Raw genomic sequence first — 16,182 nt, forward strand, 5'->3', positions numbered from 1 at the left:
CAGCCTACAAGAGGGGCGAGCCTCTAAGGTCTATCGAATGAGGAAGTTGAATGTGTCAATGTTCTTGAGCGCAACACCCGTACCGATAGCTACGGCGTGTAGTGGATCTTCTGCGATCTTGAACTCAATGCCGAAGCGATTGGTCAGACGTTTGTCAAGACCTCTAAGCAGTGCGCCGCCACCTGCCAGTACAACGCCATTGATACAGATGTCGGAGTATAACTCGGGAGGGGTTTCGTCGAGTGTTTTGAGGATTGCGTTCTCGATTTTGAGGATAGACTTCTCCAGACACTCGCAGATCTCACGATAATTGACCATGATCTCCCGAGGCTTCGTATTCATCATATCGGCACCACGCACTAGATAATCCGAAGGAGGATTGTCTAGATCCATGTAGACCGCACCAACGTTGATCTTAATCTGCTCGGCTGTGCGCTCCCCAATCTTGACCTTATGCACGTCGCGCATGTGATCCATAATGTCACGAGTGAACTCATCGCCAGCCGTACGGATCGACTCATCTTTGACGATACCACCGAGCGAGATAACGGCAATCTCCGTCGTACCGCCACCTATGTCCACAATCATGTGTCCCTCTGGGGCTAGTACATCAATCCCGACGCCCACGGCTGCAGCCATAGGTTCATAGATCATATATATGTCACGTCCGTCTGCATGTTCGCTTGAGTCACGTACGGCACGGATCTCCACCTCTGTACTGCCAGAGGGAATGCATACAACCATACGATACGATGGCGTAAACCAGCTACGGCGACGGCTGATCATGCGGATCATACCACGTATCATTTTCTCCGCAGCGTTGAAGTCGGCAATTACGCCGTCACGGAGCGGGCGAATCGTACGGATATTGGCATTACCCTTTTCGTACATCTCACGTGCCTTAGTCCCCACGGCGATCATCTCGCCCGTACGAACGTCGAAGGCAACCACCGAGGGTTCGTCTAGAACGATCTTGCCGTCTTTGATTATGATAGTATTGGCCGTCCCTAGGTCCATGGCCAACTCTTGTCTGAAGGTGAATAGTCCCATTCTGTCTGTTTGTTTTAGTCTTCTTGTTAGGCCTGTATGAATGCCTGATTAGTGCTTGAAGTGTCTGACCCCGGTGAACACCATAGCTACACCGAGCTCATCGGCCTTCTTGATGCTATCCTCGTCACGAACAGATCCACCGGGCTGCACAATGGCGGTAATACCTGCCTCAGCAGCTAGGGTAACGCAGTCGTCGAAGGGGAAGAAGGCATCGCTGGCGAGCACTGCGCCCTCGAGCGAGAAACCGAAGCCTCGAGCCTTGTCAATGGCATGGCGTAGGGCATCTACTCTGGAGGTCTGCCCGATGCCAGAGGCTAGGAGCTGACCGTCCTTGGCTAGTACGATGGCGTTGCTCTTACTATGTTTAACGAGTTTATTGGCGAGTATCATATCCTCAACCTCACGCTCGGTCGCTGTCTTTTGCGTTACTGGGCGCAGATCCTTGGCTACCTCTATAGCCGTGTCGCACTCCTGCTGGAGCACTCCGCCGAGCATAGAGCGGTAGGTCCACTGGCTCTCGATACGTGCCTTCTGCACGAGCAGAATACGATTTTTCTTGCTCTTGAGCACCTCAAGCGCCTCTGGGCTAAACTCTGGAGCGATGAGCACCTCGAGGAATAGCTGATTGATCGACCCGGCTGTAGCTTGGTCAATCGGACGATTAGCCACCAGTACTCCACCGAAAGCAGAAACTGGGTCGCAGGCCAATGCAGCTTCCCAAGCCTCTAGGATCGTGGAGCGAGAGGCAAAACCGCAAGCATTGTTGTGCTTGAGAATGGCGAAGCTTGGCTCCTCGAAGTCTTGAATGAGTTGGATAGCGGCATCAATATCCTGCAGGTTGTTATAGGATAGTTCCTTGCCGTGTAGCTGCTCAAGGTAGCGGCCGAGATCACCAAAGAAGAAACCTCGCTGATGAGGATTCTCTCCGTAGCGCAGAGGCTGTGGGTGGTCGGCAGAGGGGCGGAAAGCGGTCTGTGCATCGGCGTCGAAGTAGCGGAAGATCGCGGCATCGTAACCTGAGCTTACGGCGAAAGCATCGCGAGCGAAGGTTCGACGCTGCTCTAGTGTGGTCTTAGCTCCCTGAGCCTTGAGGATCTTGTATAGAGGTGCGTACTGAGCTTGAGAGGCAACGATCACGACATCGGCGAAGTTTTTGGCAGCTCCACGAATGAGCGATATGCCTCCCACGTCAATCTTCTCGATGATCTCCTCGGGGCTTGCACCAGAGGCCACCGTAGCTTCGAAGGGGTAGAGGTCTACGATGATCAGATCAATCAGCGGGATTTGGTACTTAGCTACCTCCTCTTGGTCGGTCTTGTGGTCACGACGTGCTAGGATACCACCAAGAATAGCGGGGTGTAGCGTCTTGACACGTCCACCAAGCATAGAGGGATATTGGGTCAAATCCTCAACAGCCTCACAAGGGTACCCCAAAGACTCAATGAAGGCACGCGTGCCTCCTGTGGATATAAACTCAACACCTGCTTGATTAAGTTCGGCTAGGATCTCTGCTAAACCCTCTTTGTGATAGACAGATACCAATGCCCTGCGAATGATCTTCTTCATTGTGATGAATAACTCCTTTACCTAAGTTAATATATTGACACACAAAGGTAATAGTTTTTATCTATTCGTTCGCACTACAAATTGCACAGCAAGCTCACCATATTTCAAGGTTTCTAGAGCAGTGGTGCATGAGATTATTGTAAAATACTTGAAAATCAGTTCTTGGTGTTTATCAGGCATGTCGACACATTATGGCAAACGAAAAGCGGCGCACCAAATATATTTCTCGATGCACCGCCTCTTTGTACTCACTCGTCTATCCTAGATCGTGTAGTGGAAGTAAGACCACTCGCTCCATGGACAGAGCATATCGCCAATCTTGGCTCTTACTCGCCAGCGACCACGTGTTGCCCCGACGAATATATGGTCGATATAGTTGGTCTTGATACCCTTGTACTTGAGCCACTCCTGATCATTCTCTGGCCCCCATTTAGAAGAGCCTATTGTTGCGTATTCGGCATCGACCTCTACATGGTACTCGATCTCTGCACCCTCAACCTGTACAGGTTCCCACTCGAAGCGCGTCTGACGTGGATAGTGGCTGAATACCTGACCGGGCAGGGGCTTGAGCATACGTGGTACAGCGCCATGCCACCAGTTGAGCGTTGGGTCGCCGAGCAAGGTCAATCCATAGAATCGTCCAACTACATAGTCGTTGTGTACGCCTATCTGGCTCCACCACTTTAGCAGTGACTCGCCGATGCTAGAGCCGACAGCCATAGGTCTGTAGAAGTTCTCGAAGTAGAGCATCGAACCACCACTAGTGCTACCGACAAGTGCCATGCCCGGATTGACGCCAAAGCCTTCTTTGTCGAAGATATACCAGCCTCCCATATAGTCGGCTTGCGTATAGCGAGCACTGTGGCTAGCGAAAAGATTGTAGAAAAAGGACTGAGAGGGATTTTGATCTCGGATATATCTAACAGGTACTATGATCTCTCTAAGCCCCTCTCCCGTAACTTTCTTAGGTTGATCGAAGGCATGCATCAGTGCATTGGAGTGTACACAGATATGAGCCCAACCCCAAGACTTTGTCAACTCATACTTATAGGTATCTGCTGAGGTTTTCTCCTTGTCGCTATGTACGGTGATATTGTCGCTGGGGAAGACCTTGTCTAGAGCACAATCCCCAAACTCCTTCCAGTCGTCATCAACAAGAGCTAGCCCCTTATTGGAGCAGCCGAGGTACCCTGTACGGAAAGCGTGATTACGCTCGAAGTAATCGTTGATTAGGTTAGCGTCATTACCATTCATCGTTGGTGTCCAGATACGTCCTATCCATATCTCTGGCTTTACGTTGTCTGCGTGTATGTTGAAGTCGCCATCCTTGTCGGGGTCTTTCCACTTACCATTGAGATCCATGAAGAATAGGTCGCAAGGGAACTCCTCGGGTTGTCCACGCTTGCCTATCAGTCTATCGGTCCGTTGGAACCAAGCTACTGGTAGAGTCCCTATCAGAACGGCCCCTCTGATGGAGAAATTAGGTTTCTTAACCCTAAATCTACGGAGGAAGTCACGCAGCTGTGTTGCCGTGCCTCCCTTGTAGCGGTAGGTAATTGCGTAGTGACCTGCATATGCTAGGTCACGAACATACTGCGCTATGGAGTCCTTGACGAAAGGGTAGAGGTCATCATTGACAATGACGAGCATACGCCCCTTGGGGTAGTGCTTGGCCGAATACTTCTCTAGGTGCATCATATCTGGTCCCATACTTGGTCTGGCAACGGGTTTGCGGATCGGTTGCTCACGACGACCTCGTGTGCGCTTGTACTGGGCGAAGGTGCGCAGTTTGCGCTTGGCTGTATCCTCGAGATCTAGCTGACGGAACTCCTTGACCGAGCCATAGTCAATCTTGAGAGCCTCGGGGTTGCAAACTGGATTTGAATCTTTTTGAACCATAGTTGTAGTGAAATTTGATTGTGAAACATTGTTTAAGTACTTCCTTTTGCACGTACCACTCCTGCAACCTAAGCGGTACAATTTTCTCTTTCTATAAGGGCAACCCTAGATCTTGATGCCTAGCATCTAGGGTTATCTCCCCTAAAATGACAGTTTTGTCTAGCAAATTTAATAAGATAATCCACAGGGTAGCAAACTACTAGCTGTAAAAGCATCTTATCCACACTATGGACATTGCCACTAGGCTCCCTCCTCCGTCCTCGAATACGAGCTGAGTACCAACCCCGCCAGTACAACTAGCCCTCCGTAGATATAGTAGGTATGTAGCTCCTCCTCTAGGATCAGAACGCCTGCAAATAGGCCAATGATAGGGCTTAGATTGTTGAATACCCCGATGAGATTAGTCGGTAGGTGCTTGATGCCGTAGTTGGTCAGGAAAGACGTGCAGAGCGTACATAGTAGACCAAGGTATAGGGTTGCCCCCCAATAACTCGGTGTTAGTTGCTCCCAATAGACCACCCAGCTATCTGTGGCAGTGTGGTTAATCAGCCGAAACGCATTGACCGTCAAGCTCGAGTAGAGGAGGATGTAGTAGGTTATGGTCGTAATAGGCGTGCGACGTGTGAGGCTCTTGAGGCAAATGAAGTAGAAAACAATGGCAATAAGCGAGGCAAAAATGAATAGATAGCCCCAGACGTTGAACGAGAGTTGCTGTAGCGACTGGGCCGTAATGTAGAGCACACCCACAACGGCGAGATAAGACCCCACCCTCTGATGTCGCCTCGTTCGCTCGCCAAGTATCAGCCAACTCCCTGCAAGTGTGAAAGCAGGCAATAGGGCATAGATGATCGCAGCCTCGCTCGCTGGTATTAGTTCCAATCCGAGTGCTTGTAGAGCGAAGAAACCCGTAGGGAAGAGTAGAGAGAAGAGCAGAAGACGCCAGCGGTCTTGCCTCGGCACATGCTCCACATCGACCAAGCCTACCAAGCGCAGGAGCAACATACCCATGAAGGCCACAAGCAACCTATCGGCAAGCAAATCTAGTGGCGTAGCCGCACACAGCCCTATCTTGATAAACACGTAGGATAGCCCGATGATCGAGACCCCTAGTAGCGTAGCCAAAATGGCCTTGGTCTGTGTGTTTAGCTGCATGGCTTAAGGTCAGTGTGGTAGGTTAATCTCGATACATTGCTCTAGAGGCATCATGGCATTGAAGAGCCTAATGGCCTCAGCTCGCTCTAGGTCGTCTAGGGTAAGAGGTGCTGGGTGTATACGTCCCTGCTCCAGCAGATGGGCACGCATCACGCCGTGTAGCAGAGGCGCCTCAGGTGTACGCCATAGGCCCTCGATGTATAGAGCCACATTGGTGTAGCTCGTGTCTGTAATTTGCCCACCGAGTATGTAGAGCGGCTCCTCGTCTTGGCCCAAATACGCAGGGCGAATGAGTGCCGACCTATCAAGCCACTTGTGCCTATAGCTCGCTCTATCGGGCAGGTGTACAGCTCTAATCTGACGAATATCTCTCGCTTGATAGGGTGTAAGTGTCGGAGTCTCTATCCTATCTGCTCCATAGACGAAGCGCAGCTTGGTCAGATGCTCGGGTAGGTACTTGGGCAGATAGTCCTCGAGTAGGGCAGATAGTCCCCTCTGCTCGAGCGCTGCCAGTAGTCTACCCTTGGGTGCTAGCTCGCCGAGGCTACGCCGCATACGTGCTTCGTGCAGGGCAAGCAGATGTATCTGCCCCCTCTCAATGCGAATACTCTCTACGAGAGCGACTGACATGGCAGGTAAACTTTTTGGATACACTCGTCGTACTCCTCCGTACATCGGCTGTTGATCGTTACCCCACCGCCAGAGCGGTAGTAGTATTGCCCTCGCTCGTCCTGCTCAATATAGCGAATCAAGACGCCCGAGTCGAGCTCTCTGCCGTCGTAGTAGCCACAGATCCCCGTGTAGAAGCCTCTAGGAATCTCTTCCGCCTCACGGATTACCGCATAGGTCTTGGCCTTGGGTGCACCCGAGATCGATCCTGCGGGCAGTAGCTCCAGTAGCAGATCGCCGATTCGTTCGTGCCAGTTCTCCCCCAGCTCTCCTACTACCTCGCTACTCATCTGCAAGATCTCCCCTCGGCTAGTGGCGATACGGCTTAGGTACTTGAAGCGCTCGACACGCACCTTGCGTGCAATGCGGTTTAGGTCGTTGCGCATCAAGTCTACTATGGTGTAGTGCTCTGCTCCCTCTTTGTAGTCCGCCAGTAGGTGCTCTGCAGCCTTGGGCAGGCTGGCGTCTATCGTTCCTTTCATTGGATGTGTAGCGATGGTACGCCCAGAGATGCGGACAAACCGCTCGGGAGAGAAGCAGACTAGCCGCTCGGGTATCAGTAGCTTATATGGTGCATGGCTATGTGCATAAATAGCCTCTAGGCCTCCCTCTAGCTCGATCGGTGTACGGATTGTTAGGTTGGCGAGGAAGCTGTCACCACGCTCCAAGGCTTGGTAGATACGGCTAAACCGTTTGGCATACCGCTCCTGCCGCTCAGGTCGTATAGAACGTAGGGTAGGCAGGGGATAGTTATCCACAAATGGTGTATGATGTCCGTTGATGGCGAACTGGAGCCCTGCCGTATTTGCACCCTCGCCCAGAGGATCGGCTAGGAAAATACCCTCTTGTAGCTCGTAGTCTAGGGCAAAAAAGAAAGGTTTACGTGCCTTACCTGCCTTATTCATCTGCTCTAGTGTACTCGCCACACTCGCCCCTAGAGGTTGGCCTATAGCCGACTCCTTCATACTACTCACGCCAGAGATTAGCCAAGTGTACGAGTGTAGCCACCGCACGGCACATGGTCGTGAGCGAGGTATACTCGTAGCGTCCGTGAAAGTTCATGCCACCTGCGAAGAGGTTCGGGCACGGTAGCCCCATATACGAGAGTCGGGAGCCGTCTGTGCCACCACGGATCGGACGAATTAGTGGGCGTACCCCTGCTCGCTCCATAGCTCGCTCGGCTCGCTCGATGAGCGCCCAGTGTGGGAGTACCTGCTCACGCATATTATAGTATTGGTCACGTAGCTCCAGTGTGGCTACACGTGTGCCAATTTTAGTATTAACAGTCTGCACAGCTCGTTCTAGAGCTGCTTTTTTCTCCTCAAAGAGGGCTCTGTCGTGGTCGCGAATGATGTAGCTTGCGTGAGCTTGATCCACAGATCCAGACATACCTATTAGATGATAGAAGCCTTCGTACCCCGAGGTACATTCGGGGCGCATGGCCTCGGGCAATAGGCTATGAATATCGTGCAGGACTTGTAGGGCGTTGATCATCTTCCCCTTGGCATAGCCGGGGTGTACATTACGCCCCTGTACGTCGATGCGTGCCGAGGCGGCATTGAAGTTCTCGTACTCCAGCTCCCCCTCTTGGCTCCCATCTACCGTGTAGGCGTATTGAGCACCGAAGCGCTTCACATCGAAGTGATCCACCCCACGACCAATCTCTTCATCGGGGGTAAAGCCAATAGATATAGGGCCGTGTGCGACTTCCGGGTGACGCATCAAGTAGGCGACGAAGGTCATAATCTCCGCTACGCCTGCCTTATCGTCCGCCCCAAGTAGGGTCGTGCCATCGGTGGTAATCAGGTCGTGCCCGAGGTGTAGCTCCAAGTCGGGGAATTGCTTCGGACTTAGCACATAGTCGGAGGTGCCGAGGCGAATATCCTCGCCTTGATAGTTGTTGATGAGCTGTGGGCGAACGTCTGCCCCCGAGAGGTCTGGGCTAGTGTCTACATGAGCGATGAAGCCGATTTGTGTTGCCTCCTCGTAGCCGGGTGTGGCAGGCAAGCTCGCCATCACATAGCCGTATTGGTCCAGACGGGCGTTGCTTACTCCCAAGACTAGGAGCTCATCCTTGAGCATATTGAGCAGGGTAAGTTGCTTCTCGGTCGAGGGGAAAGTTTCGCTACGCTCATCGCTTTGGGTGTCGATGGCGACATATCGGAGGAAGCGCTCCAATAGTTCCTCGCGCACCTCTTGGGCTATACTACTCATTATCAGATCAGCAATTAGGCTATTAAACTTTTGATGGCTATCTCAATCGAGGTAATTATTTACCCGAAAACACAAAAGAAGCTATTTACCTCAAAATATCCCATTGGAAACGATCTTGAATCCATACAATACCTTGAGCAACTATTAGGGAGGCAAAGAAAACAAGTATAAATCCAACATTTTGATAAAAATCAGAAGTAAACGGCAATACTTTATCAATAACTACCCTAAAAATATATATGATGAGAAAGTGGAAATAATAGATATTTCCTGAATATTTCTTTCCAATAGTAGCAAAGATGCTCTCCGCCCCATACTCTTTACGAGAAATAGCAAGGCACAAAAAAGCACCAGTTAAGGGCATTGTAAAGAAGAATCTACCCCAATATTGATCTGCTAGACTCCCAAGAAGAGCCATCTCTATCCAGTTGAAAATTAGAATTACAGCTGTCAGATCTAGCCAGCTATATTTGAGCAATACACTTTCATACCTATGTATACAAAAACCTAAAGCTACATATGGAAGACCACAACCTAGAAAATTAAAATCAAGTAGAATTGTTTCTTCCGAACCCAATAAAAAGGAATATTTCCCAAGAAACAGTGTTATAAAGCCGAGTAAAGGCAAAAAATAAATCGCTTTGTAAGCTTTGATGTTAAATAGCAAGTATATAATTATAAGAGTATTAACCAATGCATATAGATACCAGAGAATACCCTCATTTGTCATACCTAAAATAAAAAAAGAACCTACGTCACTCCATGAACTATAGAGGATCTTCCCCATGGCGGTGTGATATAAAAAGTAGACAATATTTGTTATAATCCATATTTTGATGGATTTAAATAACATTTTCTTAGTTCTAGGGACTAGGTCTTCTCGTCTATCTGTATACAGAAAATATCCAGTAATTGCGAAAAATACGGGCACTGCTGCCACTGCTATAGGAGACATCAAACTAGAGTTTATGACATGTTCGAGCGGAGGAGTATGGATTGCCACAACAACTAGAGCAAAGATAGCTTTGAGTATATACAAGGAGCTAACCTCGGGTTTATTTTTAATTTCTGCTGCCATTTTAATATTAATATGAGACTTCATTTAGCATAATATATAACACAACGTATATAAACATACTTCATAGCCGCGCAAGCTTGTCTCAGAAAAAATTAATATCATAATATATTGAGATAAGATAGATGTGGCTAGTGGAAACTTCTTATTACCGACGTTGGTTTACGTGTTTATACCTTTTCCTACAAGTTGCAAAGGTATGGCATTATCATATAATTTGAATGTTAATGTGTAGATATTGCAGGGTAACCGCATAAAATTTTGGCTACACACTTAACATGATGATTCTCAATATAAACTTCGAACTTAACTGCTCTCAATCTCTATTGTCAGAAAAGAAATAGATATTGATAATCAGTAGCTTATGTTTTGATGCGGGTACCCTGTAGATATTGAAGAGTCTGGAACGTTGTATTATTTATTTAGTAATTTGATTGTCCCTTTAGACGAACGAGCTTCTTTGGAGGTGAAAGAAAAAGAAGTATGGTATGTATTAATGCTTATTACATTCTGTCATTGATTATTTTTCAAACTATTTTGCCTCTTTTGTGTTAAGAACCGTAAACAAATTGATCCTAAATCGGGACGGACGGCAGAGAGGTTTTGTACGATTGAGGCCACTGTTGAGCAAATTAATGGGAAGACTTTTTCGGATTGGTGGGCTAATCCTCGGCGATGTGTCCACTAATCCGAGTAGATTGATGGGAAGAAATTCCCAAAAAGGCGACACGAAATCATAAAATTAGCCAGATGTATGTTTTATACATCTGTCTATTAGCTGATTACAATCCCCTTGTTTTAGGCGGTTATTTTACACGGCTGGAGGTGGAGTGCCCAAACGAGGCCAGACGCCGTCTAGAGCTCGCTAGAGGCCAAATACGAGGTCTAATGTTTTTATCCTCCCCTATTCTATGCCATTACCCTAGACATGAATAGAGTGATCAAACCTAACAATTTATCGTAAAGAAACAATTATACCCGTTTTTGCGATTAGACAATCCTTGATAACTACGGATAAAACCTTCAATCATCTCGCTATCAAAAAAGAATACGACTTCATAGCCTATCAGAGGTAAGACATCAACTATTTTAAGGTCCAAAACAGAGGAGAGGGAGGCGTGAGCTTTCTCTTTCTTTTTGTTATCACCAAACTACTAACTCCCAAACCTAAACTCTAGACAGTTTACGTAATTTTGCGCTCTAGAATATATCAGCTCAACAGCATCGCTATGTCCACCAAAAGCCTCATACTACTGCTGGTACTCCTATTAGGGGTAAGTAAGCTATCGAGCCAAGAGTATTACAGAGCACATGAGCCTGCTCTCAGCTCAGGTATTAGCCGAGAGGATCTCCTTGCCCTAAAGCTATCGGCAGAGGGATTCTTCCGCAACAATGAGTATGCCTCCGACTTGGTCGCAGACTATACCCTACCTGGCTATCGCCTGCAAGCTGATCTTAGCTATACGCCCAAGACCCAAATCCCCATCAGCCTGCGCCTAGGGGCAACCAACATCTACTATTGGGGTAGCTCACTCTATCCTGCAGCCATAGCCTACAGCGACCTACCCTATTGGTCTGGCGAAGGAGGTCGCTACACGAGGTTTCGCCTCAAACCATTCTTCCAAGCAGCTATCACTCCTGCCGAGGGCTTGGCCGTTATTCTAGGTAATCTAGAAGGCGGTGCCAAGCACGAGCTAATCGAGCCGCTCTACAACCCCGAGCTCAACCTCACGGCTGATAGAGAGGCGGGGCTACAAATCAAGTATATCAACCCAAGAAGCAAGTTCGATATTTGGGTGGACTGGCGTAGCTTCATCTATAAGCACGATACCCACCCTGAGGCTTTCGTGTTTGGGCTTCACGCACAGCATCGCTTCGCCCCCCTAGACAAACCCTCCCTAGAGCTTAGACTGCAGGCTCTAGCACACCACAGAGGTGGTGTACTCAACCAACGACCAGATACAGTACACTCGTGGAGCAATGCTACCCTAGGACTTGTCTATATGCACCCACTCAAGCTAGGCAGACATACAGCCCACTGGTATGCCTCTCTATATGCGCTCGGATATGCCCAAAGAGGCGGCCACTACCCCGTAGACAAGGGGTGGGGTGGATATATAGAGGCTGGGTTTAGGTGGCATCGCTGGCACACACGTCTAGCACTATGGCAGGGTTATAACTTCATCAGTGTGCTGGGGACTCCCTTCGTCCAGTCTATCGGCAGAGCAGGGAGAGAGAAGATTCATAGCCATACTACTCGCTACCTACAGCTGCTAGGTAGCTACAGTATCCTAGAGCGCAAGCAATACAGCCTAGGCGCCTCGGCAGCTCTATGGTATCACACACATTCGGCTCACCCGATCAGCTCACACATCGAGGTGTACCTCAATATATCCCCCTACTTCGGGCTACTCAAATGGAAACCTTAATCTATCTCTAGGGAAAACGGAGAAGGGGATTTCGCTTCCAGCAGGCAAAAAAAATGCACTACCCTATTGCTCATATAAAAATTATCCTTACCTTTGCAATCGAATTCGGAAACGAAATCACGGCTCCGTAGCTCAACTGAATAGAGCATCTGACTACGGATCAGAAGGTTACAGGTTTGAATCCTGTCGGGGTCACGATAAGGCTTGAGAGTTTTGAACTCTTGAGCCTTTTTCTTTGTACAATCCATTTGCTCAATTTCACTAGCCTTAGAGCTAAAAAAGAGAACCTCATCGGCTCTAAATATGGCCAATGAGGTTCTTTATTAAAACAATAAATTATGACTAGTGGTCCCACTTGGGCTTGAACCAAGGACTCCCTGATTATGAGTCAGGTGCTCTAACCGACTGAGCTATAGGACCGAAAGTGGATTAACCCGATAGGTATCGCCCAAATTCAAGGGACAAAGTTAAGCAATTCTTCGTAAAAATCAATCTAGAACACAGCACCACAGCAGGATTCACTTCGTTCATCCACCCACATCACCTATATCTATTCTAGATTTAATTAGGATTTATATAAAAAGAAAGTATAGTAATAGGGTCTGTTGATGATGTGGGTAAACCAAGTGCATCAGAATAGCCAACAGAAGATCATCGTTTTATCCGCAGAATTATCGCCAATCTACCCACAGCAGTAAGTAATAGTATAATAATTGGATAGATGATTTTTAGTCTAAGCTATACACCAAAAGAGACTGAAAAGCTCTGCACATATTCGACAACGTGTAGAATTGGTTTACGGATTTGATCGCTATGCACAGGGGTAGGCTAGGGGAGTGATTATGACTATCTTTCTTGTGTAAGATTGTGTATAGCGGTGCATATATTCTGAGATTTATACACGCCAAATCCACCTATACATTGTTGCAAAGCATTCATTGCCTAAGGAGAGGTCGCTTTTTAGTACCTTTGCGAGCAAAAGAATAAAACTTCAATAAGATATGAGTAAGACATTCAAGCGAACACTAATTACAACCGCTTTGCCCTACGCTAACGGACCCGTCCATATCGGGCATCTGGCTGGTGTGTATATTCCTGCCGATATCTATGCCCGTTACCTACGCCTCAAGGGCGAGGAGGTGCTGATGATCGGGGGTAGCGACGAGCATGGTGTACCCATTGCCATCAAGGCGCAGAAAGAGGGCGTAACGCCACAGGACGTCGTAGATCGCTACCACAACATTATTAAGAAGTCGTTTGAGGATCTCGGTATTACCTTCGATATATATAGCCGTACGACGAGCCAGACGCATCGAGAGCTGGCTTCGGATTTCTTCCGCAAGCTCTACGACAGGGGAGAGTTCATTGAGCAGACCTCAATGCAATACTACGATGAGGAGGCTAGGCAGTTCCTCGCCGACCGCTACATCACGGGGACTTGTCCACATTGCTCTAGTGAGGGAGCATACGGCGACCAGTGTGAGGCTTGCGGTACTTCGCTTTCGGCTACAGATCTCAAGAATCCGAAGAGTGCTATTAGCGGCTCGGCTCCTGTACTCAAAGAAACGAAGCACTGGTATCTGCCACTCGACAAGCACGAGGCGGCTCTGCGTGAGTGGATTCTAGAGGGTCATAAAGAGTGGAAGAGCAATGTCTATGGTCAGTGCAAGAGTTGGCTTGATATGGGATTGCAGCCTCGTGCTGTGAGCCGTGACCTCGACTGGGGTATTCCTGTACCCATAGAGGGTGCAGAGGGCAAAGTGCTCTATGTATGGTTCGATGCACCGATCGGCTATATCTCCAATACCAAGGAGCTACTCCCCGACACATGGGAAACGTGGTGGAAGGACGACTCAACTAAGCTCGTACACTTCATAGGTAAGGACAATATCGTCTTCCACTGCATTGTCTTTCCTGCTATGCTACGTGCTGAGGGTTCGTATATCCTGCCCGAGAATGTACCTGCCAATGAGTTTCTCAACCTTGAGGGGGATAAGATCTCCACAAGCCGCAACTGGGCTGTTTGGTTGCACGAGTACTTAGAGGAGTTTCCCGGCAAGCAAGACGTACTCCGCTATGTCCTCACGGCTAATGCTCCAGAGACTAAAGACAATGACTTTACTTGGAAGGATTTCCAAGCCCGTAACAATAATGAGCTTGTGGCCGTGTATGGCAACTTCGTCAATCGTGCCCTCGTGCTTACGCATAAGTATTTCGACGGCCGGGTGCCAGCTCGTGGCGAACTGATAGACTATGACCATGCGACTATTGCAGAGTTTGTAGACATCAAGACACGCGTAGAGCGAGAGTTGGAGCATTATCACTTTCGCGAGGCACTCAAGGAGGCCATGAACCTTGCGCGTATTGGTAATAAGTACCTAGCCGATACAGAGCCTTGGAAGCTGGCCAAGACGGATATGGACCGTGTGGCTACAATACTTAATTTATCCCTACAGATCACGGCCAATTTGGCGATTGTCTTCGAGCCATTCTTGCCCATGAGTTCGGCTAAGCTACTTGGTATTCTCCAGAGTGAGGCCTTCGGCTGGGAGCAGATCGGCTCAATTGATCTACTACCCGTCGGGCATCAGCTCGCTCAGCCCGAGCTCCTCTTCGACAAGATCGAGGACGAAGCCATCGAGTATCAAATCAAGAAGCTACAAGACAGCAAGGCTGCCAATGAAGCGGCTAATCGTAAGGCTGTACCTGTGGCAGAAGATATTGCTTTCGAGGATTTCCTCAAGCTGGATATTCGTGTAGGAACGGTGCTAGAGTGCACCAAGGTACCTAAGGCTGATAAGCTCCTGCAGTTCCGCATTGACGATGGTTTGGGCGGACGAACGATTGTTTCGGGCATTGCACAGCACTATGCACCAGAGGAGCTAGTAGGTAAGCAGGTTTGTTTCATTGCCAACTTACCTCCTCGTAAGCTCAAGGGTATTGAGAGTCAAGGTATGATTCTCTCGGCTGAAGATGCCGATGGTCGTCTGCGTGTGATCCAACCAGCCGAGGCCGTTGCCCCCGGTAGCCAAGTCAAGTAATCAAATGGCACTTCGTCGTAGGAGAGACATCACTATAGACCCTATCAGTGAACTGTTTAGGCAACAGAATAGAGCACAAAGTATTCCTTTCCCTGCTCCAGAACAGCCTAGGTTCACTTTTATAGATCTCTTTGCTGGAATTGGCGGGTTTAGATTAGCCCTACAATCCCTAGGTGGTAGATGTGTGTTCTCTAGCGAATGGGATAAATATGCACAAAAGACTTACGAAGCCAATTTTGGAGAAGTTCCACACGGAGATATTACTCTAGAGGAAACGAAAGCCCAGATCCCCGATGATTTCGATGTACTTTGTGCAGGATTCCCTTGTCAAGCATTCTCTATAGCAGGCCTGAGAAAAGGATTTGATGAGGCACGAGGTACACTCTTCTTTGATGTAGCAGAGATCATACAACGCAAGCGACCTAAGATCGTTTTTCTGGAGAATGTCAAGGGATTGCTCAGTCATGACAGAGGACATACTATACAGTTGATGTTGAGACTATTGAGGGAGGACCTTGGCTACTATGTACCAGATCCTCAGCTACTCAATGCCAAAGATTTTGGAGTCCCTCAGCATAGAGAGCGTGTCTTTATAGTGGGCATTCGTACCGATATAGATAATCGGTACGATTTTGAATACCCCCAATGGAGGCTGCCTGAAGTTAGATTTGCAGAGGTCAAGGAAGCAGAAGTCGTCTCGGTCAAGTACTATCTATCTACAGCTTATTTGAGTACGCTCAGAGCACACAAAGCAAGACATCTGAGTAAAGGTAATGGCTTTGGGTATGAGATTATCTCGGACGATGGTATCGCCAATGCTGTCGTGTGTGGAGGTATGGGTCGAGAAAGAAATCTCGTGTATGATCCGAGACTTACGGACTTTACTCCCGTTACCAAAATCAAAGGCGAAGTCAATAGAGAGGGTATTCGTAAGATGACACCACGAGAGTGGGCTCGTTTGCAGGGCTTCCCAGATCGGTTCAATATCGTTGTTGCAGATGCCACAGCCTACAAGCAATTTGGCAATTCTGTGGCTGTGCCTGTCGTACAAGCTGTAGCTAGACAGTGGTTAGACATTATTTTGTAA

11 protein-coding genes and 2 tRNA genes are annotated in these 16,182 nt (G+C 48.5%); 4 read left to right on the plus strand and 9 right to left on the minus strand.

What is annotated here, in order from left to right:
- Positions 1-30: 30 nt before the first annotated feature.
- The 8 genes from HQ48_RS00730 to HQ48_RS00765 form a co-directional block, all read right to left on the minus strand.
- Entirely contained in the window at positions 31-1,050 is a 1,020-nt protein-coding gene (locus HQ48_RS00730; RefSeq protein ID WP_044187902.1) for a rod shape-determining protein, read from the minus strand.
- Between the two features lie 48 nt (positions 1,051-1,098).
- Positions 1,099-2,622: a bifunctional phosphoribosylaminoimidazolecarboxamide formyltransferase/IMP cyclohydrolase gene (gene purH, locus HQ48_RS00735; RefSeq protein WP_044231237.1), complete on the minus strand. Its 1,524-nt coding sequence runs from the start codon at positions 2,620-2,622 to the stop codon at positions 1,099-1,101.
- A 255-nt stretch (positions 2,623-2,877) separates the two neighbouring features.
- Positions 2,878-4,515, minus strand: a complete 1,638-nt coding sequence (locus tag HQ48_RS00740) for a hypothetical protein (protein WP_044231238.1) — start codon at positions 4,513-4,515, stop codon at positions 2,878-2,880.
- 240 nt (positions 4,516-4,755) lie between these two features.
- On the minus strand, positions 4,756-5,667 hold the full coding sequence (locus HQ48_RS00745) for a DMT family transporter (RefSeq protein WP_044231239.1): 912 nt from the start codon (positions 5,665-5,667) through the stop codon (positions 4,756-4,758).
- 9 nt (positions 5,668-5,676) lie between these two features.
- Positions 5,677-6,297 carry an aminotransferase class IV gene (locus tag HQ48_RS00750; RefSeq protein ID WP_044187538.1) on the minus strand — a complete coding sequence of 207 codons (621 nt, stop codon included), beginning with the start codon at positions 6,295-6,297 and terminating at the stop codon, positions 5,677-5,679.
- Positions 6,279-7,301, minus strand: coding sequence for an aminodeoxychorismate synthase component I (locus HQ48_RS00755; protein ID WP_044231240.1), 1,023 nt, complete (start codon positions 7,299-7,301; stop codon positions 6,279-6,281). Before HQ48_RS00755 ends, HQ48_RS00750 begins: the two co-directional genes overlap by 19 nt.
- Position 7,302: 1 nt before the next feature.
- Positions 7,303-8,550, minus strand: coding sequence for a peptidase T (gene pepT, locus HQ48_RS00760; protein ID WP_044231241.1), 1,248 nt, complete (start codon positions 8,548-8,550; stop codon positions 7,303-7,305).
- An 85-nt stretch (positions 8,551-8,635) separates the two neighbouring features.
- The gene (locus HQ48_RS00765) at positions 8,636-9,628 is read right to left on the minus strand and encodes an acyltransferase family protein (RefSeq protein ID WP_160225876.1); all 993 of its coding nucleotides are present in this window, start codon (positions 9,626-9,628) and stop codon (positions 8,636-8,638) included.
- A gap of 1,226 nt (positions 9,629-10,854) precedes the next feature.
- Between HQ48_RS00765 and HQ48_RS00770 the strand changes: the two genes are divergently transcribed.
- Together HQ48_RS00770 and HQ48_RS00775 are read left to right on the plus strand one after the other, a co-directional pair.
- Positions 10,855-12,054, plus strand: coding sequence for a hypothetical protein (locus HQ48_RS00770; RefSeq protein ID WP_044231243.1), 1,200 nt, complete (start codon positions 10,855-10,857; stop codon positions 12,052-12,054).
- 121 nt (positions 12,055-12,175) lie between these two features.
- A tRNA-Arg gene (locus HQ48_RS00775) sits at positions 12,176-12,249 on the plus strand.
- 151 nt (positions 12,250-12,400) lie between these two features.
- Here the strand turns inward: HQ48_RS00775 and HQ48_RS00780 are convergent.
- Positions 12,401-12,474, minus strand: a tRNA-Ile gene (locus tag HQ48_RS00780).
- A 581-nt stretch (positions 12,475-13,055) separates the two neighbouring features.
- Here HQ48_RS00780 and metG point away from each other — a divergent pair.
- Together metG and HQ48_RS00790 are read left to right on the plus strand one after the other, a co-directional pair.
- Positions 13,056-15,095 carry a methionine--tRNA ligase gene (gene metG / locus HQ48_RS00785; RefSeq protein ID WP_044231244.1) on the plus strand — a complete coding sequence of 680 codons (2,040 nt, stop codon included), beginning with the start codon at positions 13,056-13,058 and terminating at the stop codon, positions 15,093-15,095.
- Between the two features lie 4 nt (positions 15,096-15,099).
- Positions 15,100-16,182 carry a DNA cytosine methyltransferase gene (locus HQ48_RS00790; RefSeq protein WP_081969669.1) on the plus strand — a complete coding sequence of 361 codons (1,083 nt, stop codon included), beginning with the start codon at positions 15,100-15,102 and terminating at the stop codon, positions 16,180-16,182.

Origin of the sequence: Porphyromonas sp. COT-290 OH3588 (assembly GCF_000769075.1) — a bacterium.
In the GTDB taxonomy this organism is placed as follows: domain Bacteria; phylum Bacteroidota; class Bacteroidia; order Bacteroidales; family Porphyromonadaceae; genus Porphyromonas.

Coding starts and splice junctions, on each gene's coding strand:
- HQ48_RS00730 (WP_044187902.1), bottom strand. CDS start 1,050: ATGGGACTATTCACCTTCAGACAAGAGTTGGCCATGGACCTAGGGACG.
- HQ48_RS00740 (WP_044231238.1), bottom strand. CDS start 4,515: ATGGTTCAAAAAGATTCAAATCCAGTTTGCAACCCCGAGGCTCTCAAG.
- HQ48_RS00745 (WP_044231239.1), bottom strand. CDS start 5,667: ATGCAGCTAAACACACAGACCAAGGCCATTTTGGCTACGCTACTAGGG.
- HQ48_RS00750 (WP_044187538.1), bottom strand. CDS start 6,297: ATGTCAGTCGCTCTCGTAGAGAGTATTCGCATTGAGAGGGGGCAGATA.
- HQ48_RS00755 (WP_044231240.1), bottom strand. CDS start 7,301: ATGAAGGAGTCGGCTATAGGCCAACCTCTAGGGGCGAGTGTGGCGAGT.
- pepT (WP_044231241.1), bottom strand. CDS start 8,550: ATGAGTAGTATAGCCCAAGAGGTGCGCGAGGAACTATTGGAGCGCTTC.
- HQ48_RS00765 (WP_160225876.1), bottom strand. CDS start 9,628: ATGGCAGCAGAAATTAAAAATAAACCCGAGGTTAGCTCCTTGTATATA.
- HQ48_RS00770 (WP_044231243.1), top strand. CDS start 10,855: ATGTCCACCAAAAGCCTCATACTACTGCTGGTACTCCTATTAGGGGTA.
- metG (WP_044231244.1), top strand. CDS start 13,056: ATGAGTAAGACATTCAAGCGAACACTAATTACAACCGCTTTGCCCTAC.
- HQ48_RS00790 (WP_081969669.1), top strand. CDS start 15,100: ATGGCACTTCGTCGTAGGAGAGACATCACTATAGACCCTATCAGTGAA.